This is a genomic window from Butyrivibrio sp., assembly GCF_015056685.1.
Taxonomy (GTDB): Bacteria; Bacillota; Clostridia; order Lachnospirales; family Lachnospiraceae; genus Butyrivibrio.
The window spans coordinates 67942-90548 of the sequence record NZ_SVFW01000010.1 but is presented as its reverse complement, the minus strand read 5'-3'; the positions used below and the strand labels follow the sequence as shown (position 1 = coordinate 90548).

General features: G+C 38.0%; 20 protein-coding genes. 1 reads left to right on the top strand and 19 read right to left on the bottom strand.

Annotated elements, in window-relative coordinates; genetic code table 11:
* Nucleotides 1–423 precede the first annotated feature (423 nt).
* The 4 genes from E7303_RS05335 to E7303_RS05320 are packed head-to-tail and all read right to left on the bottom strand — an operon-like array spanning nt 424 to nt 5350.
* On the bottom strand, nt 424–2118 hold the full coding sequence (locus tag E7303_RS05335) for a DUF4153 domain-containing protein (protein ID WP_292144190.1): 1695 nt from the start codon (nt 2116–2118) through the stop codon (nt 424–426).
* Between the two features lie 18 nt (nt 2119–2136).
* Nucleotides 2137–3312, bottom strand: coding sequence for a cation diffusion facilitator family transporter (locus tag E7303_RS05330; RefSeq protein ID WP_292144189.1), 1176 nt, complete (start codon nt 3310–3312; stop codon nt 2137–2139).
* On the bottom strand, nt 3309–3995 hold the full coding sequence (locus E7303_RS05325) for a thiamine diphosphokinase (protein WP_292144188.1): 687 nt from the start codon (nt 3993–3995) through the stop codon (nt 3309–3311). The genes E7303_RS05330 and E7303_RS05325 overlap by 4 nt, the downstream gene beginning before the upstream one ends.
* Nucleotides 3992–5350 carry a tetratricopeptide repeat protein gene (locus E7303_RS05320; protein WP_292144187.1) on the bottom strand — a complete coding sequence of 453 codons (1359 nt, stop codon included), beginning with the start codon at nt 5348–5350 and terminating at the stop codon, nt 3992–3994. Before E7303_RS05320 ends, E7303_RS05325 begins: the two co-directional genes overlap by 4 nt.
* 236 nt (nt 5351–5586) lie before the next feature.
* Here E7303_RS05320 and E7303_RS05315 point away from each other — a divergent pair, with 236 nt between their 5' ends.
* Nucleotides 5587–6231, top strand: coding sequence for an RpiB/LacA/LacB family sugar-phosphate isomerase (locus E7303_RS05315; protein WP_292144186.1), 645 nt, complete (start codon nt 5587–5589; stop codon nt 6229–6231).
* A gap of 138 nt (nt 6232–6369) precedes the next feature.
* On the opposite strand, the gene E7303_RS05310 is transcribed toward E7303_RS05315, so the two are convergent.
* From E7303_RS05310 to E7303_RS05240, 15 genes are all read right to left on the bottom strand, one after another.
* Entirely contained in the window at nt 6370–8301 is a 1932-nt protein-coding gene (locus tag E7303_RS05310) for an alpha-L-arabinofuranosidase C-terminal domain-containing protein (RefSeq protein ID WP_292144185.1), read from the bottom strand.
* Nucleotides 8302–8354: 53 nt separating this feature from the next.
* Entirely contained in the window at nt 8355–9185 is an 831-nt protein-coding gene (locus E7303_RS05305; RefSeq protein ID WP_292144184.1) for an HAD-IIA family hydrolase, read from the bottom strand.
* 49 nt (nt 9186–9234) lie between these two features.
* On the bottom strand, nt 9235–10434 hold the full coding sequence (locus tag E7303_RS18055) for an ion transporter (RefSeq protein ID WP_292144183.1): 1200 nt from the start codon (nt 10432–10434) through the stop codon (nt 9235–9237).
* A 14-nt stretch (nt 10435–10448) separates the two neighbouring features.
* The gene (locus E7303_RS05295) at nt 10449–12374 is read right to left on the bottom strand and encodes a DEAD/DEAH box helicase (protein ID WP_292144182.1); all 1926 of its coding nucleotides are present in this window, start codon (nt 12372–12374) and stop codon (nt 10449–10451) included.
* 43 nt (nt 12375–12417) lie between these two features.
* Nucleotides 12418–12960 (bottom strand): CDP-diacylglycerol--glycerol-3-phosphate 3-phosphatidyltransferase, encoded by a 543-nt coding sequence (gene pgsA, locus E7303_RS05290; RefSeq protein ID WP_022775497.1) that lies wholly within the window; start codon nt 12958–12960, stop codon nt 12418–12420.
* The gene (rimO, locus tag E7303_RS05285) at nt 12944–14323 is read right to left on the bottom strand and encodes a 30S ribosomal protein S12 methylthiotransferase RimO (protein ID WP_292144181.1); all 1380 of its coding nucleotides are present in this window, start codon (nt 14321–14323) and stop codon (nt 12944–12946) included. The genes pgsA and rimO overlap by 17 nt, the downstream gene beginning before the upstream one ends.
* Before the next feature lie 12 nt (nt 14324–14335).
* Entirely contained in the window at nt 14336–14629 is a 294-nt protein-coding gene (rpoZ, locus tag E7303_RS05280; protein WP_292144180.1) for a DNA-directed RNA polymerase subunit omega, read from the bottom strand.
* 79 nt (nt 14630–14708) lie between these two features.
* The gene (gene gmk / locus E7303_RS05275) at nt 14709–15329 is read right to left on the bottom strand and encodes a guanylate kinase (RefSeq protein WP_292144179.1); all 621 of its coding nucleotides are present in this window, start codon (nt 15327–15329) and stop codon (nt 14709–14711) included.
* A complete protein-coding gene (locus tag E7303_RS05270) occupies nt 15319–15582 on the bottom strand; it encodes a DUF370 domain-containing protein (protein WP_022775502.1) in 264 nt (87 codons plus the stop codon). Before E7303_RS05270 ends, gmk begins: the two co-directional genes overlap by 11 nt.
* Complete coding sequence (locus tag E7303_RS05265; RefSeq protein ID WP_022775503.1) at nt 15575–16462, bottom strand: YicC/YloC family endoribonuclease; 888 nt, start codon at nt 16460–16462, stop codon at nt 15575–15577. Before E7303_RS05265 ends, E7303_RS05270 begins: the two co-directional genes overlap by 8 nt.
* A 97-nt stretch (nt 16463–16559) precedes the next feature.
* Nucleotides 16560–19553: an O-antigen ligase family protein gene (locus tag E7303_RS05260; RefSeq protein ID WP_292144178.1), complete on the bottom strand. Its 2994-nt coding sequence runs from the start codon at nt 19551–19553 to the stop codon at nt 16560–16562.
* 15 nt (nt 19554–19568) lie between these two features.
* Nucleotides 19569–19889, bottom strand: a complete 321-nt coding sequence (locus E7303_RS05255; RefSeq protein WP_292144177.1) for a hypothetical protein — start codon at nt 19887–19889, stop codon at nt 19569–19571.
* Between the two features lie 53 nt (nt 19890–19942).
* Nucleotides 19943–21307, bottom strand: a complete 1365-nt coding sequence (locus E7303_RS05250) for a PFL family protein (protein WP_292144176.1) — start codon at nt 21305–21307, stop codon at nt 19943–19945.
* A 62-nt stretch (nt 21308–21369) separates the two neighbouring features.
* Nucleotides 21370–21642 (bottom strand): ACT domain-containing protein, encoded by a 273-nt coding sequence (locus tag E7303_RS05245; RefSeq protein ID WP_103869696.1) that lies wholly within the window; start codon nt 21640–21642, stop codon nt 21370–21372.
* A 74-nt stretch (nt 21643–21716) separates the two neighbouring features.
* The gene (locus E7303_RS05240; protein ID WP_292144175.1) at nt 21717–22514 is read right to left on the bottom strand and encodes an MBL fold metallo-hydrolase; all 798 of its coding nucleotides are present in this window, start codon (nt 22512–22514) and stop codon (nt 21717–21719) included.
* Between the last annotated feature and the right edge of the window lie 93 nt (nt 22515–22607).

The following is a 22607-nucleotide window of genomic DNA, read 5'->3' as shown; positions in this document are numbered from 1 at the left end:
GTTTGATCAGGCTAGAACTAAGCTTGGCTTTTGTTCTGTCCGTTATTTACTAAATCTTTGTTCTGAATAAATTCTCTCTTGAGCATTGGTCTTGCGAATTACTTCGTAATTCCCAAGCTTTTGCATTCGCAAAATGTAATCAGTCAATCATAAATCTCATTGAGCAAGCTCATTCGATTTCTGCTTTCCTGATTCCGCAATGCTCATTGCTTTTTGGAATTTTTCAGGGTTGCATTACTGTTTATTTGTCAAGGTGCAGGAGCTTAAAATCCGCTCCAGTGCTGCATTTGCAGTGTCTTGTGTTTCGTGGCTGCATCAGCAACGAATATAAATATATCACTGAGGTACTTAAGTGTCAACAACAAATTTCAATTTTTTTCAAAAAATTTATATTCGTTTACAGAGGTTCAAAATACCATTAATTCATCTGAGGACATAACCTTTAACATCTACAGAATTTATCGTGTTTTCAGTTCCAAACTCTCCCGATCCATTGATTTCAGTTATGATAAACTCTCCTTGCGGAGAAACGCTCACTTTTTGAGAGATTACCTCATTTTTTCTGTCATCATCATGTATATCTGCCTTTTCCAGATCAATGAGTTTGTCAATTATCTCGCTAAGATCAGCCGTTCCTATATAGCTGCCATTTTCTGTTTCAAGCTTTACACGATCTGTATTATTATCATAGATATCAGAATCAACAAAGCATATCTCTTTATATCCTTCTATATTCAAATAATCCAGATGCTTGTATGCATATATGTAGAATGTATCAGATTCATAATCATCTGCTGAACCATTCTTTAATTCATCAAGCTGTTCTTTAGTATAAGTATTGTCAAGGTATTTATTTCCTTCATACCCGCCTTCTCTCATTATGGTCTTATATGCTTCATGAGCTACATTTTTCTCAAAATCTTCTCCATTTGATACAGCAGCAAAGTACTTTTCGATCCTGCTCTTTTGAGACAATAATACAACGCTCTTATAATTAGTAAATGGCACAACAAGAACAATAAAGGTCATGGCAATTACCATAAATATAAGGCTGAACGTAATATCTTTTGTTCCAAAGAAATCAATGCAGTACATAACAAAATACATAACTTCAAAAACAATAAATGCAAGTCCGAAGTATCTTGATCTGGTGAAGCCATAATCTGCCACTCTCATATACAGGCACATGATCTGAAGCACAATAAATGGAATGAACAAAAAGGGCATAATCTTTATTGGTTTTAAAAATCTATCCTGACAGCATCCACTTGCCATTGTCCAAATAATGATTCCACATGAAAACAAAGCGGTAAGTATAGCAAATACCTGGTTTTTAGGAAACTGCCATGTGAATATGATTTTAAATATATAGAGATAGATTATAAAAAAGGCAACTGCAAGAAGTCCTGTAAATATATACGAGAGAACAACTTTAGAAAACTTTGAAAAATCACCCTCTGTTTTAGAAACGCCCATAAGGACGCATGGATAATTCACAAGTCCTACCAGCATTATTTCGCTTCTCATTATAAGATCAATAGATGAAGTATCAATAATAAGCACATCAAAGATCAAAAGTACCAGTAAAACTCCAAGATCCATGATCCCACAAACCAAAAGAGCTTTCATTAACCCGCAAAAAGCTTTGGCCACATATGTTTCAAAGCGTTCACCGGATCTTTTATAAATGAAATAAACAGCAAGGCCTAAAACTGTTACAAGGTAACATACAAAGATTTCAAAAGATGTTTCAGTGAAAAAGTCTACCCTTTCAGTATTTTCCTTAAGCTTTGTATCAAGCAAAATATTTACCCATGCATAATAATACGAAATTACAATTGAGATGGGAATAATGACTGCATAAAGAATCGTTTTCTTTTTGTCAGAATAGCCATGATAGTGATAGATTGTTTCACATAAAAGAATTCCAGGTGTCATTCCATATAATAGTAATTTCCAAAATGGAATTATCGTTTTTATGACATATAAATCAGAAAAACCATCACCCTGTATTGTCCATAATACAGTCGCTATCAAAAAAACTGATATTGAGAACAGGTACTCTCTTACTACATTAACAAACTTTTCCTTTATTCCTTCAGCCCACTTAAATTTCATACACATACTCCCCAGTAATTACTTCTCAGCTCTTTTTTCTTTATCAACAGTGATATCGCACTCCATAACACCTTTGATCAAAGAATACCTTTTTAGATAATCAATTATAAAAGTGTCAGATAACGCATAATTATATGGAACGACCACATCGAACTTAAGTGTCTTTCTATCATCCTCACTATGGGTAATCCTAAAATCATGAAAAGAAAGCTTTGGATCCAGCTGATAAAGAGCCTGGCTTATCTTTTTCTTAAGTTCATCTGTTTCAACGTCGCCTTCAACGACAGGGTCCATATGTATGACTGCTATGCAATGATACTTCTGATGAAGCTCATTTTCTATGGAGTCTATCATGTCATGCACTGAAACCAGATCCCTGTTAGATGGAACTTCCACATGTAGAGACATGAAAATTCTTGTGGGTCCATAATTATGAATAGTTATGTCGTGAACCCCAAGTACACCTTCATATGAATTAACAGTTTCGGACACATCTTTTAAAAACTCTTTGCTTGGCGGTTCTCCAAGAAGCGGATTTATAGTATCTCTTGCCGCATCCCAGCCTGATCTGATAATAAGAATTGCAACTAAAATACCGGCAAATCCATCGATATTAAATTTTAAAAAGAAATTGATCAAAGCGGAAATTAAAACTATGGAAGTAGTTACAACATCAGAGATACTGTCTACAGCAACAGATTTTAAAGTAGCACTTCCAATCAGCTTAGAAGCTGAAAGATTGCTCTGAAACATAATGAGCTTTATAAGAATTGAGATAATAAGAATTACAGCGATATAATAATTAAAATCGACTTCACCAGGATTAAGGATCCTGTTCAAAGATTGTTGAAAAAGTTCCACACCGGTAAGGATTATAAGCAAAGACACTATAAGTCCTGCAATGTATTCAAGTCTGCCATGGCCAAAAGGATGCTCTTCGTCAGCTTCCTGGCCGGAAAGCTTAAAGCCAATCAAAGTCACTATGGAAGAAGCTGCATCTGACAGATTATTAAATGCATCGCCCAGGATTGAAATCGATCCACTGATAATTCCTGCCATAAGCTTTATGATAAAAAGAAAAATATTAAAGGCAATGCCCATGGCACCACTAATGATGCCATAGCGTTGCCTTACGCCCGGATCCTGAACCTGATCATAGTTTTCAATTAGTCTTTTTGCTAAAAAACAAATCATATCTCATCAGAGAAATACACTGTGATAAGTAGAGTCCCCTCTTCTACAGTTATCTCTGCCTCCTCATCGATGATAAATTCATTGCTTACTCCAAGAGGGAAGTCATTAGTAAGTGTCCCTCTCTCCAAATTATACATCAGTCCTTTGATTGTAACACCTTTTGAGATGTCAGAAAGCGAAAACACTGATATATAGCCGCTATTGCCCCTATGGAATTTTACTGTTTCATTATGCGCCACCAAAAGCATCTTATCATGTTCCATGATATAGCCCTTAGCGCCATGTTTTCTTATAAAATTTAGTGTCTGTATATTTGCGATCGTGTGATCAACTCTTTTTCCGCCCAGAGCACCATATAAAAAGAATTTGCGATAGCCCTTCTCAAGTCCAATCTTAACCGCCATTATAGTGTCAGTGTCGTCTTTTTTTACATTAAGGCGCACAATCCTGTCAGGGTCATTTTCTTCTATTTCCATGAGATCTCTGATTGCCATTTCCCCCTGCTCGGAAAGGGAATCAAAATCACCAACAATAAGGTCTGGTAAAACGCCCACGTTCCTTGCATGCAGAAATCCCGCATCACATGCAATACAAAAATCGCCTTCTTCAAGATCAATCTCGACAGGATAAAAGTCTCCTGCAGAAATGATCACACATTTTCCATCTTTTATCTCACTGCTCATGCTTTTATCCTGGATTCGATAGTGTCTATATCCATAACCCACTCATTGGCACCGCCCCAGTCACCTACAATAGTTTCATCGATAGTGCCGTCTTCATAGGTAATAGTAGTATCTAATCTGTAGTTCATCTTTGCAACCTTGGTTGAATTGCCAGAAGTAATGTAGCTGTACAAATAGGTGACAGAATACTGAGTATGTGGATACAGATTATTGTCTATAGCTGCAGGCTCGTAAGAGATTGAAGCCCTCTGCACTCCGTCATCTTCAAAAAAGTTAGCCCAAAGAGTTATAACTCCGGAAGTTGATGGATTCTCATCAAAGTCAAAGAAGTGATAGCTCCATTTATCTTCATTACAATTAAGCACTATGCCCTCTCTGCTAATAGGAACATATGTTGTATTTTCAAGTGGAGTCTCCTGCTTGTTAAGGAATACATCCCTTAGTGAAATGTACTCATCAGAAACAACAAAATTACGCAGTTCATCTACGTTTCCAACATCAAGCTGTTCGAAGATACCAGAAAATACAGAAAGAACTTCCTGAGAATTATCCAGGCACTCTGTAAAACTATCGATCTCATCTGATGACCCGAGCACAGAAGTGACATCAGAAATAAGAGTTTTATATTTCAGAGCATCTTCCAAATTCAGTGAAAAAGAGCTGATGTTAGGAGTCACAAAAGATAAAATAACCTTCTTAAGTTCATCACTTGGCGCATTCTGATATACAGAAAGCATAGACCTTATCATCTCTTCGTACTCAGAATAGTTTGAATTATCAGATCTGAAAAGGGAATCCGCATCTTCTCCATAGCTTGATTCAAAGCACCTTTCTGATGCTGCGTCGAGAATTTTAAGTGCTTCTTCACTATTATTGTCATCAACAAGCACTGATAAAATAGCCTTTACTGTATCAAGATCTGCTTTTTCCTCATTCATGGCTGTAACAGATTCATTAAGAATAATTATATGATAATTATCCAAAAGAGCTTCGTTATTAGTGTTTTCCCAGCCTGAATAAAGAGTATCCTTGGCACTTTGTGAATCATCTATGCTAAGATAAGCGCCTGCAAGATTGGCATATGCCTTAACAGATTTTGAATCGATATCAATAGCCTTAGTGTAGGATTCAATTGCAGCTTCGTAATCTGCATTTTCTGTATATTTATCCCCTGCTGCTATTGCCTTATTTACCTTTACAAATGGGAGATGCAAGTAAATGAAATATCCTCCTACCAGCAAAAGAGCTGTAGAAGCCGCTACAATAGCGATTTTCTTCATGTCTAATCTTTTTCTGCGACGTTTTTTATATTTATATCCGGACAGATTACCGGCTTTACTTCTCTTGTAACTCAATTTAGTTCCTTCTCTTTCAAATATTAAAAATTTATAAACTAAAAACAAACAATAGTATAACATGAAAAATAATATATCTAAAGACAGCATTTATAACAAAATACTTTGACTAAAATATTGCAAAAATAATACAAAGATTTGAAATTCATAGACGCAATTATTTAATGCATTTAAAATAGAAGTATCGGGCAATAAACAAATAGTAAAACTATTGAAATAAAGAAAGGAATTAAAAAATGAAAATTGCACTTATCAATGAAAACAGCCAGGCTGCAAAGAATGAAATGATCTACAATTCATTAAAAAAAGTTGCTGACAAGCATGGTTTTGAAGTATTCAACTACGGAATGTATTCAGCTGAAGACAAGGCACAGCTGACATATGTTCAGAATGGTATCCTTGCATGTGTACTTCTTAACTCAGGTGCTGTTGACTATGTAGTAACAGGATGTGGAACAGGTGAAGGCGCTATGCTTGCATGCAACAGCTTCCCTGGAGTTATCTGCGGACATGTAACTGATCCACTTGATGCATACACATTCGCACAGATCAATGATGGAAATGCCATCTCAATTAACTTTGCACTTAAGTCAGGTTGGGGCGCTGAGCTTAATCTTGAATACATCTTTGAGAAGCTTTTCTGCGAAGAAAGCGGTCAGGGATATCCTAGAGAAAGAGCTGTTCCAGAGCAGAGAAACAAGAAGATCCTTGATGAAGTTAAGAAAGTAACTTATGTTCAGGATGTTCCTTCAATCCTTAAAAATCTCGATCAGGAACTTGTAAAGGGTGCTCTTTCAGGAGAACATTTCCTTGAGTACTTTGATGCAAATGCAAAAGACGAAAGCATCAAAGCAGCTGTTCACGAAATCCTCGGAAAGTAATTAGGGAATGGCTACGCGGAAGGTTTTGTGGTGAGGACGCAAATTTAAGTAAATAAAAGCCCTGATGAGCGATTTATCTTTCGCTCATCAGGGCTTTTATCAATTAAATTTGCTGTTCATTGCGATAACATCTTTGCTTCATAATACAATAACTGCAATAGAATTGGACACAGACTCATAAATACTGTCTATAGAAACTTTGTTTGAAACCAGTGCAACTTTCTGTGGCTGCTCGATGCTGTTGCAGTCATCAGCATTGCCTTTCATGGTATATAGTTGCAATTCTGGAATTATTCCATTAACTAAAGGCTTTCCATAAACCAATATCTTTGAAAGATCAATATCAACATCTTTTGCTCCGGCGTTGATTATCTTTACATATACATGCTCGTCATCTTTTGATGCAGTCACATATACTCTATCCTTCTCGAGGTCATCAAAGTCTACATCTATAAGCTCTGTTCCTGTGAAGTTTGAATATATCTTCTGAACATAGTAGCTTGGGGTTCCATAAGAAGTATTCCCGTCAAACCAAATGAGGTCAGGCTGCCACTGGGTATATCCAAGTCGGGCAAATAAAGGTGCGTATGAAGCCATAAGTACTACATCTGCGTTCTTCTCAAGACCAGTCATGAATGCTGCTTCAGCAAGAGCTGCTCCAAAACTGTTTCTCTTTTCAGGAGCCCTGTCGGGATTTATGTGGCATGCATACTCGCCGGCAAACACTTTTCTGTGTCTGTCATAATAATCATACATGTGGACATTGTCATAGAGCCACTCATCAGATACGTAGTAATGCTCATCAACGGCATAACTGTAGTCAGACTTAGCCTTCATTTTTGGAGAGAAATTATCCCAAGCCTCCCTGTAATGGTCTGATGTCACGTCAGGTCCGGCACTTCCACAACACTTTATATCAGGATATTTATCATGAATAGCCTTCTCAAATACGTCATATCTGTGGAAGAAATCGATTTTCTTGGTCTCCCACTGCTCATTTCCTATTCCGATAAACTTAAGTCCAAAGCTTTCGGGATGCCCCATCTTAGCGCGAAGTGATCCCCACTTGGTAGAAGTATCGCCATTGGCAAACTCAATAAGATCAAGCACATCATTAACATATTCCATAAATTCAGGAGCAGAGCTGTCAATAAGCTGATCAGACTGATACTGGCATGCAAGTCCAACATTCATTACAGGAAGTGGCTCACAGCCAAGGTATTCGCATAAAAGGAAATACTCGTAAAAACCAATTCCAAGAGTCTGGTTATAATATGGGAAATCACCGAGATCTTTGTTTCCCTTATCATCATCATTTCCATGAACTGCCCATCTATTCCAATTGGCTTTCCTCTCTTCAGATGGGCCGACAGTAAGCTTCCACTGATATCTGTTAGAAAGCTCATTTCCTTCTACAACACATCCTCCAGGAAATCTCATAAATCCAGGTTTAAGATCCTTTAAAAGCTCACACAGATCTTTTCTGAAAAGTCCAAGAACAGCATCTTCAGGATACATTCTGAACTGATCAAAGAAAGCATCTCCTTTTTCTTTTAAAAGAACAACGAACACACCTCTCTCTATATCCTTTTTGGCTGTTATCTTTGTCTCATATTTTTTCCAATCAGCTCCGGAAAGAGTAATTTCCTCAGAGTGGCAAAGTTTCTTTCCTCCCTGTGAAAAGATATTTACAGTTACTGTCTTTTCTTCTTTTACCTTCGCATAAAAGCTTACACTAGCAGACTTTCCTGCAGTAAGGAATATTCCATCATATGCTTTGTTAGAAAAACCGGCATTGTCCTCGTTTGTTTTAAGTACAAGATAATGCGGATTAACCTGGTTAAGAGGCTCTTTATCTGATACTTCTATCTCTGATTTTGGGGCAAATGGATATGCGTTCCATCCATAGAGATAAGCGCCTTTCTGGTAGTAATTGCACTTATGTCCATGTGCCTCCAAAAATTCAAAACTGCGGTTCTCAAGCATTTCTGCGTGAAGTCCCCCATCAAGGCCATAATTTATATCCTCAAAAAACAGCCCAAACATTCCCTTACTAATTGTCTTTCCCATACAAGTATTCCTCTCAAAAACTATTACATATATTTCCCAAATATAATATTTATCTATTGAAGCAGCTTCCCCATTTCATATATAGACTCAAAAATTGCATCGGGCTTAACATCAGAATTCTCAACATCTGATAACTGGCATTCTCCTGTCAGGACCAGTATTCCTTTAGCTCCATTATTAACTCCTGTGGCTACATCCGTATAAATTCTGTCTCCAACAAAAGCTATCTTCTCTTTTGGAACCCTTGTTGCATCAACTATCATATCTACAGTTTCTTTAAATGGCTTACCAACAAATCTTGGCTGTTTACCGGTAGAAAGTTCAATAGCCTTGCAAATAGCTCCGCAATCAGGAATAAAGCCGTTTGGCATAGGACAATTAATATCCAGATGAGTAGCCAGAAAAAGCGCTCCCTCCCTGATATAAGTACAGGCATTGGAAAGCTTTCTGAAATCCAGTGTTTTATCAAAACCAACCACCACAATATCCGGCCTTTTATCAAGATTATCAGGCTCAAGAGCATCCTCATTGTCGCGGTTAAAAAGCTCGATCCCCACCTCTAAAAAGCTATCTTCCAAGGGCTTTGTCCCAAGCAGGTATACGCTCTTTCCGTCATAATTACTCTTCAAAAATCTTATCATAACATCACCCGATGTCATGATCTGATCTTTTTTAATAAAGCAATTCATACCTGCAAGTTTCTCTATATATTTATCAGAATTTGTAGATGAATTATTGGTAAAAAACATATAGCTTTTGCCGGCTTTTTTTACCGCTTCCAAAAACTCTAAAGATCCATCAATAATATTGTTTCCCAAGTAAAAAGTCCCATCCATATCAAGGACAAAAAGATCTATACCTTTTAATATATCAGTCTCGTTCATATTATTCTCTCAGTTTTCACGCTGTTACTGTTAAGTTTTGGTCATTTATTTACACATTCTCATTATTAACGTGCTTCTCATATAAAAGAACTATATCCCCTGCTCTTATCACAAGGCTACCCTTTGGAATGATCGCCTTGCCACGTCTTCGAATCATAAAGATATAACTCTGTCTTGAAATATCTATGTCTCTTATAGCCATACCATTCCATGAATGTCCTTCATTTATAGTTATTTCTTTTAGCTCAATTGGCTGAATATCCTTGCTCTTCTCGGCGCACATAACAATAATGTCACCGGTTTTCAATACTGTAGAGCCACGTGGGATCAGAGTTTCCTTCCCTCTTTGAACGGCAACTATCATTGCATCCTTTGGAATTCCAATTTCCATGATCTTCTTACCAGACCATTTATCATTTTCAGATAGCCTGACCCTTATAAAATGTATATTTTCCTCTTCTGCAAATTCTCCCACAGTCTTTAGTCTCTGGTATTGTTCGACAAAGCCGGCAGAAATAATACCTGTAGGAATAGCAACCATTCCAACACCAAGAAAACTGATTATTATTCCAAGAATCTTACCCATTATTGTAACCGGGTAAATATCACCATATCCTACAGTAAGAAGTGTTGATGCAGACCACCAGATACCTGAAAATGCATTTTGAAAAACATCCGGCTGTGCTTCATGTTCTACACTATACATGCAAAGGCTTGATGCCATCATCAATATCAAGATGATAAAAACAGATGCAAGAAGCTGCTGACTCTTTGAAACAATGATCTCGGTAATAACATTGAGCTGATCATAATAGGAATTTATCCTGAAAAGTCTGAGAATCCTTGCAACTCTAAAGAGCCTGAACACTGTTCCACCCGCAGGGAAAAACACAGGCAGATAATACGGTAGAAATGATAAAAGATCTATAATTCCTGCCATTGAAAAAATGTATCTGAGTGCCGCCTTAGGCTCTGATAGTTTTGGGTATAGTTCAGCTGATGATATAAGACGCAGCAAATAATCTACTGCAAAGAAAAAAGTTGTAACTGCTTCAATAGCAAGGAGGAGCCCTTTATAGTGCTCCTCCATATAATCAAATGTTATTGCAAATGCAGCAAAAAGATTGAGAACAAGCGCTACGATACTCAAAAAATCGTAAAACTTGTTTATGGGCTCATCAATTACTCCAGTGCTAACCATATTAAAAATCTTCGCTCTAACACGGTTTATCTTCACCTTAGTAACCATTTCCCATCCCCCTTTTACTTTCTGCGCTTACCAAAGCTTTCCATGACAAAGTCACTAACATCCTGTAAATAATCAATACTTCTCTTCTTGTTTTCAGCTTTGATATGCTTCTTTTCAGACCTTGATACATTCATAGTATTGCTGTCTTCTCCAACATACCATGCTTTTGTTGACTCCTCACCTTTTATGTTGAGACGTCCAACATTTTCAAACTCAGCATTTCCCCTGGCTGAGTGCTTTCTCTCAGGTCTTGCTGCTCTTGAAGCCTGAGCTTTATCAGAAGTCTTTTTTCTATCCTTTTTGATGCTCTCTACAAGAGCCTCGTCTATAGATGATTTGCGAGCCCCTTCATCCTTTGACTTGTTTCTTCTTTTTGGTTTTTCAAAAAGATAGTCATCCTTAGAGGCTGCTTTTTTCTTATCGAACTTTCTGCCCTTTTTGTCGTCTTTGTCGGACTTAAACTTACGTCCGTCACGACCATCACGGCCTTCGCGGTTCATTCTGCCATCACGGCCATCACGTCTTCCACGACCAAAACCGCCTTTTCCTCTGTCCTTGTCCCTTTCGCCACGTCTGTGTCCAAAATCAAATACAAGGTCTTCAATATCTGCACCCATCTTGAGCTTCATAAATCCGGCTGCAAGCTGTTCTGCAGTATACTCACCTTCTTCAACCTTCTGATTTACAAATTCAAGTGCAGATGAAATATCTCCGTTTTCAATAATATCTATAACTTCAGCAAATACCTTCTGAGACTTAACTCTTGTAATCTCTTTTGCTGACGGTACTTTTCTTTCCTCAATCTTTGTATGACAAACTTTCTCGATCTCTCTGAGTTTGTACATCTCTCTTCCGCCGACAAGAGTAAAGGACTGTCCGCTTCTGCCGGCACGACCTGTACGTCCGATTCTGTGAACGTAATACTCTATATCTTCTGGAATATCAAAGTTAAATACAGCTTCTACACCGCTTACGTCAATTCCTCTTGCAGCAACGTCAGTTGCTATAAGGATATTGATCCTTCCACTTCTAAATAAGTTCATTACGGTGTCACGCTGGTTCTGTGAAAGATCACCATGAAGTCCATCAGCTTGGTATCCCTTGCCCTTAAGGCTTTCAGCAAGCTGATCAACCATTCTTTTTGTGTTACAGAAAATAAGTGATCTTGAAGGATTGTAATAATCCATAAGTCTTACAAGGACTTCTTCTTTTGACTTCTGAGGTACTCTGTAATAGCTCTGCTCTATAGCTGCTACAGTGATCTCCTTTGGAGTCATTTTTATGTACTCAGCATCTTCTTTCTGATACTTCTTTGTGATCTGAAGTATTGCTTCAGGCATTGTAGCAGAGAAAAGAGCTGTCTGTCTCTCTTCAGGCATTCCCTGAAGGATAGTCTCGATATCATCCCTGAATCCCATATCAAGCATCTCATCTGCTTCATCAAGGACAAGAACCTTTACATCCTTCATCTTCATAGTATGTCTGCGCATGTGATCCATTACTCGTCCCGGAGTTCCAACTACGATCTGAACTCCTGCAGATAAAGCCTTTATCTGTCTTGAAATATCCTGTCCGCCATAAACAGCAAGGACTTTTATGCCAAACATATACTTAGCAAAATCTCTTATATCATCAGCAGCCTGCATAGCAAGCTCTCTTGTAGGACACAGTACAACAGCCTGCAAATGCTTATTTGCAGGGTCAACCTGCTGCAAAAGTGGAATACCAAATGCGGCAGTCTTACCAGTTCCTGTCTGTGCCTGTCCAATTATATCTTTTCCCTCAAGCATTACAGGTATTGCAGCCTTCTGGATTGGTGACATATACTCAAATCCCATTTCAGAAACTGCTCTTAATATTTTTTCATCAAGACCTGAATCCTCGTATCTTACCTTTTCCTCCTCGACATTAACAGTATTTTTTTCTAAATCTTTACTCATTAAAACTCCTATTTCTATATAAACAAAAACTAACTAAAATAAATTAGACCTCTCCGCTCATAACGTCCTTGTTTTTTACAAGATAATCAACGAGCGAAATGATCGTAAGGGCCAATGCTACCCACATAATAACGGTTGTAAGAACATGCATTACAGGATGATCAATATTGGCAATCATAAGTATTACCATTATCATCTGGAATGTTGTCTTAAATTTGCCCCAGTAGCTTGCAGCTATTACTCTTCCATTGTCTGCTGCAATAAGTCTGAAACCGCTGATAACAAACTCTCTGGCAATAATTATGATAACTATCCATGAAGGGATACGGCCAAGTTCAATAAGTCCTATCATTGCACTACAAACAAGAAGTTTGTCCGCAAGCGGATCCATGAACTTACCAAAATCTGTGATCAGATTGTATTTGCGGGCAATCTTACCATCAAGCATATCTGTAAGACTCGCGATAATAAATATGGCTAGTGCTGTCCATTTAAAAGCATCATTAGATGGATCAAACAATAAAAAGAATACAAAAAATGGAATCAATATAACTCTTGCAACGGTCAACTTATTCGGTAAATTCATATGTTTCTGCTTCCTCCCCAACTAAATCATATTCATTAGAACCTGTTATAAGAACCTTTAAGATTGCTCCGGACATAAGATCTTTTTGAACGCCGGAAACAAATACGTATCCGTCAATATCCGGCGCATCTTTATATGTCCTTCCTACATATGTAAATCCATCAAGACTGCTGGCCTCTTCGTCAACGATCTTTCCTTCTATGATAACATCAACAGTCTTTCCAACCATGGAATCAGCGCCTTCGAAGGCTATCTTCTGCTGAAGCTTCATAAGCTTATTTCTGCGGGTTGTCTTAACTCTCTCTGATACCTGATCTGGCATAGTAGCTGCAGGTGTATCCTCTTCCTGGGAATATGTAAATACCCCAAGTCTGTCAAACCTAAGATCCTCAACAAGTTTCATAGTCTCATTGTGGTCTTTTGCAGTTTCTCCAGGGAATCCGCTGATAAGAGTTGTTCTAAGACAAATGTCAGGGATCTCTTCCCTCAGGTGCTTTACAAGTTTTCTTATCTCTGCATTATTTGTTCTTCTTCCCATTCTTTTAAGAATAGAATCAGAACCGGACTGAATTGGAAGGTCTAGATAATGACAGATCTTTGGTTCATTTTTGATAGTCTGGATCAGTTCTTCATTTATTTCTTCAGGATAGCAATAAAGAACTCTTACCCATTTAATACCATCTATCTCACAAATCTTATGTAAAAGCTCAGGAAGCTTCTTTTCCCCATAGATATCTGTTCCATACAGGGTAGTCTCCTGCGCAACTACCAAAAGCTCAGAGACACCTGCCTCTGCCAGACTTCTGGCATCCTTAAGAATATCCTCCATCGGAATACTTCTGTAAGATCCTCTAATCGATGGAATAATACAGTAGGTGCAGCGCTTATCACAGCCCTCTGCAATTTTAAGGTAATTGTAAACTCCTCCGGTGGTCATCACTCTCTTGTAACCACCTCTCTGAAGCTTGTTAACATTATCAAAATAATTCTTGTGAGAGAAAAGTTCGTTTCTCTTTAAGGTTTCATCAAGAGCCTGAACAATCTTATCAATCGATGAAATACCAAGGATCTCATCTACTTCAGGAATTTCTTTCTGAATTTCCTCCTGGTACCTCTGTCCAAGGCATCCGGTAACAATCAAAGCTTTATACTTTCCGCTTTTCCTGTATTCCGCCATTTCAAGGATAGTATTGATACTTTCCTCTTTCGCATCACCAATAAAGCAGCAGGTGTTAACAACTGCTGCTTCGGCTTCATCGGTGTCATCTGTAAAGTCATAACCATGACTTTCGAGCATACCGAGCATTACCTCGGTATCAACTCTGTTTTTGTCACAACCAAGTGACACAAATAATATCTTCATATCTTTTTTAAATTACTCTTCTGTGCTTTCTGTCTCTTCTGCTTCTTCAGCTGATTCCTCAAGCTTAGCCTTCTCCTCATCTGTAAGGATTCTGAGAGTATCCTGGTTCATCTCCTCAACAGCGATTGAAAGAGGCTTCTGCTTGTCCTTTACTTTAACCATTGGCTCATCACCGGCAATGAGCTGTCTTGCTCTTTTTGATGTTGCCATAACGATTGAATATCTTGAGCTGATAACTGGCTCTTCGCCTTCCTCAACCCCTTTGTTTACTACATTCATTAAATCTACATATGAAGGATGTATCATAATGTTCCTTTCTGCGTGGTACGCAACACATAATATTTGTTTATTTAACAAAGCTTTTTACAGCTCTGATCTTAACTATTTAAAACTTTCCCAGCTGTTCTCTCATCTCATTGATAAAATCGGCATTTCTGTCAGGAGTGTTATGAGCTGAACTGATGATCTCATGAACCTTTTCAACACATTCATCAAGGTCATCATTAACTACGATGTAGTCATATTTTTCAATTCCAACAGCTTCTTCTTTTGCCCTTGCTAAACGCTTGGCAATAACTTCATCAGTTTCTGTTCCTCTGCCACGAAGTCTCTTTTCAAGGACCTGCGCTGAAGGTGGCATTACAAAAAGTAATACTGCATCTTTGTACTGCTCTTTTATCTGAAGGGCGCCCTGAATCTCAATTTCAAGGATAACATCAATTCCCTGAGAAAGCTTTTCTTCAACGTATTTCCTTGGAGTGCCATAATAGTTATTTACATATTTGGCGTGCTCAATAAGGCCGTCTTCAGCAATAAGCTTTTCAAACTCTTCAGTAGTAATAAAGAAATACTCTCTGCCGTTTTCCTCACCCTCTCTCGGGTTTCTGGTTGTGGCTGAGATAGAAAGAGCATACTGATCATACCTTTTTGTCAGCTCTTTCATGATGGTTCCCTTTCCTGCTCCTGAGAACCCTGAAACAACAATAATAATTCCCTTACGTTTCATCCTGACTATTCTCACTCTCCGATATAGCTCTGTTACATATGGTTTCCGGCAAAAGAGCTGATAATACAAGCATACCATTTTCCATAACAAGTACTGCCTTGGTCTTGCGCCCCTGGGTAGCGTCAACGCTTTTCCCTTCTTCACGGGCCTTCTGAACCATGCGCTTAACCGGCGCAGCATCAGGACTAACAATGCTTATTATTTTGTCTGCATTAACAATGTTGCCAAATCCAATGTGAATGAGTTTATTCAATGTTTTGTATCTGCTCCCTTACTTTTTCAATATCAGTCTTAAGAGCAATTCCTCTGTCTGAGATCTTAAGATCTGTAGACTTTGAAAGAATTGTATTGGCTTCTCTGTTCATCTCCTGTGCAAGGAAATCAAGCTTTCTGCCAATGCCATCCTTATCATCCCCTTTTAAAAGGGTATCTTTTGTAGCTCCGATATGGCTGCGAAGTCTTGTGATCTCTTCATCTACGCAAATCTTATCAGCGTAAATAGTAACTTCCATCGCAAGTCTGTTTTCATCAACCTGCTTATCCTCAAGAAGATCCTGGATCTTCTCACGAAGCTTGTCCTTGTACTCCTTGATGATCTCTGGTGAACGCTCAGCAATATACTCCACATTCTCCATCATTCCATCAAGTTTCTCTGTGAGATCCTTACATAAGAACTCGCCTTCTCGAGCTCTTGACTCCATAAACTGCTTGCCGGCACCGGCAAGAGCTTTCATAAGGCCGCTTAATACTTCCTCTTCATTAAGCTCTTCCTCTTCCATTGTAAAAACTTCCGGGAATCTGGAAAGAACAGAGATCCTTACATCATTATCAAGACCAAAATCACCTGCCATTTCATTCAGGTAGGAATAATACTCCTGTGCTATAGCCTTGTTGTATTTTACCTTTGTCTCTGACTCTGAAAAATCCTCATAACTAATGAAAACGTCAACCTTACCACGTTTCATATAGTTCTTAAGTTCGCTGCGGATTGCAGCCTCAAATGCATTAAACTTTTTTGGCATCTTGATATTAATATCAAGATAGCGGTTATTTACCGACTTAAGCTCTACAATGTACTTGCGATTTCCTTCTGTAATCTCACTTCTGCCAAAACCTGTCATGCTGCAGACCATTATCATATCCCCCTTATTTGGGCATAGTTATACAAAAGTTATTATAATATATCGCAAAATATCGGTCAATGTCAATTGCGAAGTTTAAAAGCACTGGTTATTCAATAATAACAACCTCTATCAGATTGTCTTCTGTATCCAAATGCTCCTCTTTTATAAGGTGCCATTCTTCATCATATATCTTCTTTAAAACAGCATATCCGGCACTTGTCATAACAGGCTTTTCATTTCTGTCATAAAATCTTGTGACCGCCCTGTTTCCTCTGCTGTCATATTCATATTTCACAATAGCATATCCGCTAGTGCTTTCGACCACATTATCAGACTCATCATAATAAGTTTCCGTGAGCACTCCTCCCTGCTTATTGTAAGTATAGCTTATAGCTGATATACCACTATTAATAGTAATTCTATCGCCATTACTATCTAAATACCTTATTGTCTTAACCTGCCCTATAAGATTATAGTCTCTTTCAATCTGAGAGTAGCCCTGCGATAACACAAAGGGTGTACCATCTAATTCGAAATACTTTTCAGAAAGAGAATAGCCATAACCATTCTTAGTTATCTGAGAAATATAAACCGGTGTTTCTTTTAACGTGATATCTATAGTCTCGACATCACAGCCTTCACATGGAGTCAGGGTGAGCTCAACTCCCTGAGTGACGCCTCTTATATCAAATGGAACAGTCAGGATAAGATTCCCCTTAGCATTAAAGTCACTTAGATGCACATCATTTTCAGCAATAGTTCCGGCTCCATAGACTGAAGTAACTCCTATACTGCAGAGAACTTTTCCTTCATCTTCTGCCTCATATTTTTCTCTATCAACATGAAGATAATACCTGGCCTCATATTTGCCAGGATACATAAACATTGCAGATGAACCTGTATGCTGTTCATACGGGTAATACTTATACCACTTATACCCCAGACATGAGAGATTTCTTATCGTATCTTCATCATTAGAATATACAAGCAGTTCATCTGACAAAGCAGTAACTTCAAAGCCTGCATCAAACATCTCTTTGAGATTTGTTCCCTTGCTAAAAATGATCGATGCATCAGAGTATGCGTTGAATCCAGAATTTCTTGTACCGGAATACAGAATCTTTTTATTAGCGCTATGATAGGCAAATGGATAGTCGTTAGCATATACTGCCCCCTCGCAATTATCAGTCAACACTTTAACTGCATCCAGTTTACTTTCCACCAGACTTTCATATTTTCCAGGGAGCATCTTAAAGCCCATAAAAAGACATATGCCCAAAGCCACAAATAAACCAGCCGCATAAATCTTTTTCTTATAATCTTTTGGCCTTTTTATTATGCCAAAAAATAGACATGTAATACCGCATATGAAGGCCCATATATAAAAGAGTCCCAAACTCTCTTTTTCCTCAGACCATATATTCTCATATACAAGATGAGTATTCAAAAGCGAATACCAAAACTTATAACTAAAAAGGAATATGACATCTCCCAAAGCAAGGGCAAAAGAAACGATATTTGTCCCTTTTCTCTTAAATGTATCTGCAAACACAACCGCATTGATCGTTATTACAGAAATAAGCAAAAATGCTTTAGTCGAGGACAGGCTGACACTCCAGCTATTTGTCCTAAGAACATAGGACCCGATCTTCCAGATAGGATTGCCAAAAAGCGCAAGCAATATGCCGCAAACACACCCTAAAGCCATTGTGACAAGGGCCTTGGCATCTATTTTCCCATATACCTCCTTGGAAGGATATGTCTCCATCAAAGAAAGCTTTCCGCCTCTTTTCACTTCCAAAAATGCATAACCATATGCAAATATCATCATCATGAATATGTGATAATGCCAGATAACACCTATATAGAGTAAGATTGGGCCAACTATCCAATAAGATATATGTCTTTCTTCCTTTCTTTTGCCTTTTAGCAACATTAGGAAAAATGGAGCCATGCACAGAACGCCCAGCATAATTCCACCTTCGGCAAGAATTACCATTACAGAATTACTGAATCCGCTGTTATATTCAAGTCTGTAATCAGACATAAACTCTCTAATATAATCCTCATTTCCAAATCCGCCTCCAAGCAAAGGCTTATTCAAAAAAGCCTTTAGGCCAAAGGCAAAGTCCTCAGCATGCTGCTCTGCAGAAGTACTTATAGCATCTTCATAAGTCCTACTCTGTTTGTCATTATAGAAAAATACGATTGCAAACAATACTGCAAAGATAATTGGGATAATAAACACCTTTTTGTGCTTCTTAATAAGAAATCTAATAACAAAAAGCCCCCATGCCACAGCAAGAAGCATAAGTCCGTAAGTAGACTGGGTAGAAAAAAGAACTATCGAAATGAGAACTCCTCTAAACAGGCCAAGTCCCCTTTTCTCCTGTTCAAGGAAAATCTCAGTAAAAAGAGCCACCACCAACTGCACAACATACATCAAAGGCTCGGTAAAAACACCGGTATTTCTTAAAAGAGATACTCCGGCAACTATAGAAGAGCCTGACCTGCTAAGTACCAACGTATTCATAAAATTATTGCATGCGCCAACTCTCCCTATCCCGGACCAGACCGTATATATCATATCTGAAGCAGTCATTCCGTTACTTACTACAGTTGAGATGTACATGATAAGTGAAAGTACAGAAAAAACACATACAAACTTTGCATGTTTATATAGAATATCAAAGGGTTCCCCTTCAACTATCTTAATTTTAAACAAGATGATAAAGAGTGGAAAAATGATAAGGAAGTTCCATATGTAGAGCTGCACAAATGATATATTAAAGTTCCTTAACACATTTAGTTTAAAAAACAAAAACATATATCCATATAGGAGCAATATAATGGCCAGACTATCTATTATTCTTCCAACAAGTTCCCTATCGTATAAAAAATGAACCAGGATATCAATGATCAGCAATGCCAAGACTAATCTATCCAAAAAATAATCCGGAGGAAAACTGCCATCATTTATCCTATGAAGGTATATAGAATTGCATTCAAAAAAAGCAACTACAATCACAAAATACTCTATGCAGTCGCTAAACAGCTTAAGATATTTATATAGCCTGCCATCAGCTACATTTTCCCCCATCACATAACAACCTCACTAATTCTTGGTTTTATCGTTGCCAGAAAAAAGGCTGGCATAAATTCTTACCACAAATGCCATAAGAACAGTGCCCAATATAGCAAATATCGTGTAATAGGTTGAATCAGGCTCAATGTCTATTCCTTTAACAAAGCGTGAAAAATAGATAAAAATCCTGGTAATAGGAATATTAAGCGCGACTGCTACGCAGTACTTTACAAGTAGCGGAAAAGAAGGCTTTAGATCAAATATATTTTTTCTTTCAGCCACATCATTAGATAAAACAAGAAATAAAACAGGAACAATTAATAGATTTATAAAAGACCTAAGAAACAGCATTATGTAATCCCCCCAAAACCCGCGGCACAAAGCCGCAGGTCAATAAAAAACAATTAATTCTTAAAGCTGTGAACCGGTGCCGGTATTCTGCCGCCTCTGTTTACAAAATTGTCACAAGAGAACTGGTTTACAGGCATTATAGGTGCATAGCCCAAAAGTCCGCCGAATTCTACTGTCTCACCAACGCCTTTTCCAATTACAGGAATAAGACGTACAGCTGTAGTCTTCTGATTGATCATTCCTATTGCCATTTCATCTGCAATGATTCCGGCAATTGTTGTATCCTTTGTATCTCCAGGAACAGCGATCATATCAAGACCTACTGAGCAGACACAGGTCATAGCTTCAAGCTTTTCAAGAGTAAGTGCTCCCGCTTCTACAGCATTTATCATACCCTGATCTTCACTTACAGGGATAAATGCTCCGGAGAGGCCACCTACGTATGAAGATGCCATTACTCCGCCTTTTTTAACCTGGTCATTTAAAAGAGCAAGTGCTGCTGTTGTTCCAGGTGCACCTGCATGCTCAACACCGATTTCATGAAGGATATCGGCAACACTGTCGCCAATAGCAGGTGTAGGTGCAAGAGACAGGTCAATGATTCCAAATGGAACTCCAAGTCTCTTAGATGCTTCCTGAGCTACAAGCTGGCCTACTCTTGTAACTTTAAATGCAGTCTTTTTGATAGTCTCGCAGAGGACTTCAAAGTTCTCACCCCTAACTTTTTCAAGGGCTGTCTTTACAACGCCAGGTCCTGAAACACCAACATTAATTATCTTGTCAGCTTCAGTAACTCCGTGGAATGCACCTGCCATAAATGGATTGTCATCAGGAGCATTACAAAAAACTACAAGCTTGGCACATCCAAGTGAATCCTTTTCCTTTGTAGCCTCAGCTGTCTTTTTTACTATTGTTCCCATAAGACGAACAGCATCCATATTGATACCTGTCTTTGTGGAACCAACATTTATAGATGAGCATACAACATCAGTTGAAGCAAGTGCCTCCGGTATCGACTCAATAAGAAGCCTGTCTGCTTCTGTCATTCCTTTACTTACAAGAGCAGAATAACCACCGATAAAGTTAACTCCTACAGTCTTTGCAACCTTATCAAGAGTCTTGGCAATTTTCACAAAGTCACCAGGCTCCTTACATGCTGCTCCGCCAACCAGTGCTATAGGTGTTATTGATATTCTTTTGTTTACAATAGGGATTCCATATTCACGAGAAATCTGATCGCCGGTTTTAACAAGATCCTTGGCAGTCTCATAGATTTTGTTATAGATATTATCACAGAGTTTATCCAAATCTGATGTAATGCAGTCCAAAAGACTGATACCAAGAGTAATGGTCCTCACATCAAGATTTTCTTTTTCTATCATTTCGTTGGTCTCAATGACCTCATTTACATTTATCATTTTGTCACCTTTCATCATAGGGAAGTTATGCATCAAAAAATAAGAATATTCTAAGCAATTGCTTAAATTCTGTGCATTGAGTCAAAAATTTCTTCTTTCTGACATTTGATAACTACACCTATTTCTTTTCCAAGGCTCTCAAGGTCATCAGCCACCTGATTAAATTCCTTATTTGTTGCTGACATATCAACTATCATCATCATGTTAAAGAATCCACTGACAATTGTCTGGGAAATATCCAGAATGTTGATACCTGACTCTGCAAGGTAAGTACAAACTTTAGCTATAATACCTACTGTATCCTTGCCAACTACTGTAATGATTGTTTTTTTCATGATCTCCTCCTTATTGTACACGGCGCTGCCTGCGTTTATATCACGCTTTACAGCACCGGTTAACATTCAAATCATCAAAACTCAAGAACTGTTGAAATAGCACTTCTATCCGCAACCATAATAGGAAAACCGTCATTAAATTTTAAACTGTCATTCATCTGTAGTTCTACTCGAACTGCTTCATAAGCAAGTTCCGGAAGATTATTCTCTTTTGAAAGGTGTCCAAGGAATACTCCCTGGAGTTTATTATTGATGAGCTTGCTAAGAAGCTCACCACTTTTTTCATTGCACAGATGTCCCTTGTCTCCAAGTATTCTTGCTTTCAACTGATAGGGGTAAGGTCCTGTCTGAAGCATTCTTATATCGTGATTGGCTTCAAGTAAAAGTGAGTCACAGTCAGATAAACGATTTACTGTATAATCATCATAGCAGCCAAGGTCTGTGGCTACGCCAATCTTTTTATCTCCGACAAATACTGTATAACCACATGGTTCATTGGCATCATGTGAAATAGTCATGGGATTGATCTTCATATCTCCCACCAGAACTTCTTTATCTGCCATTACCTGAACAAATCTTGAATTTACCATTTCGGCCTTTTTATCGCTTGCCTTAATTCCTTGTATTGTACCACCTGTGGCATAGATAGGTATATCAAATTTCTTTAAAATTGTGTGAAGTGCTGCGATATGATCAGTGTGCTCATGTGTGACAAAAATAGCACTTATATCCGAAAGTGTAAGATCAAGGGATTTAAGTCCCTCTTCAATTCTCTTTTTACTAACTCCTGCATCTATTAAAATGTGAGTGTTATCAGAACCAATATATGTACAGTTTCCGCTACTCCCACTGGCAATACTTGTAAATCTCATAAATTCCCCATTTCACTTCTTAATCTTTCAATATATTAGCTTATTTCTATAAAAATTACCACAAAAAAACTTCCTTGCTGATTTTTGGTAACC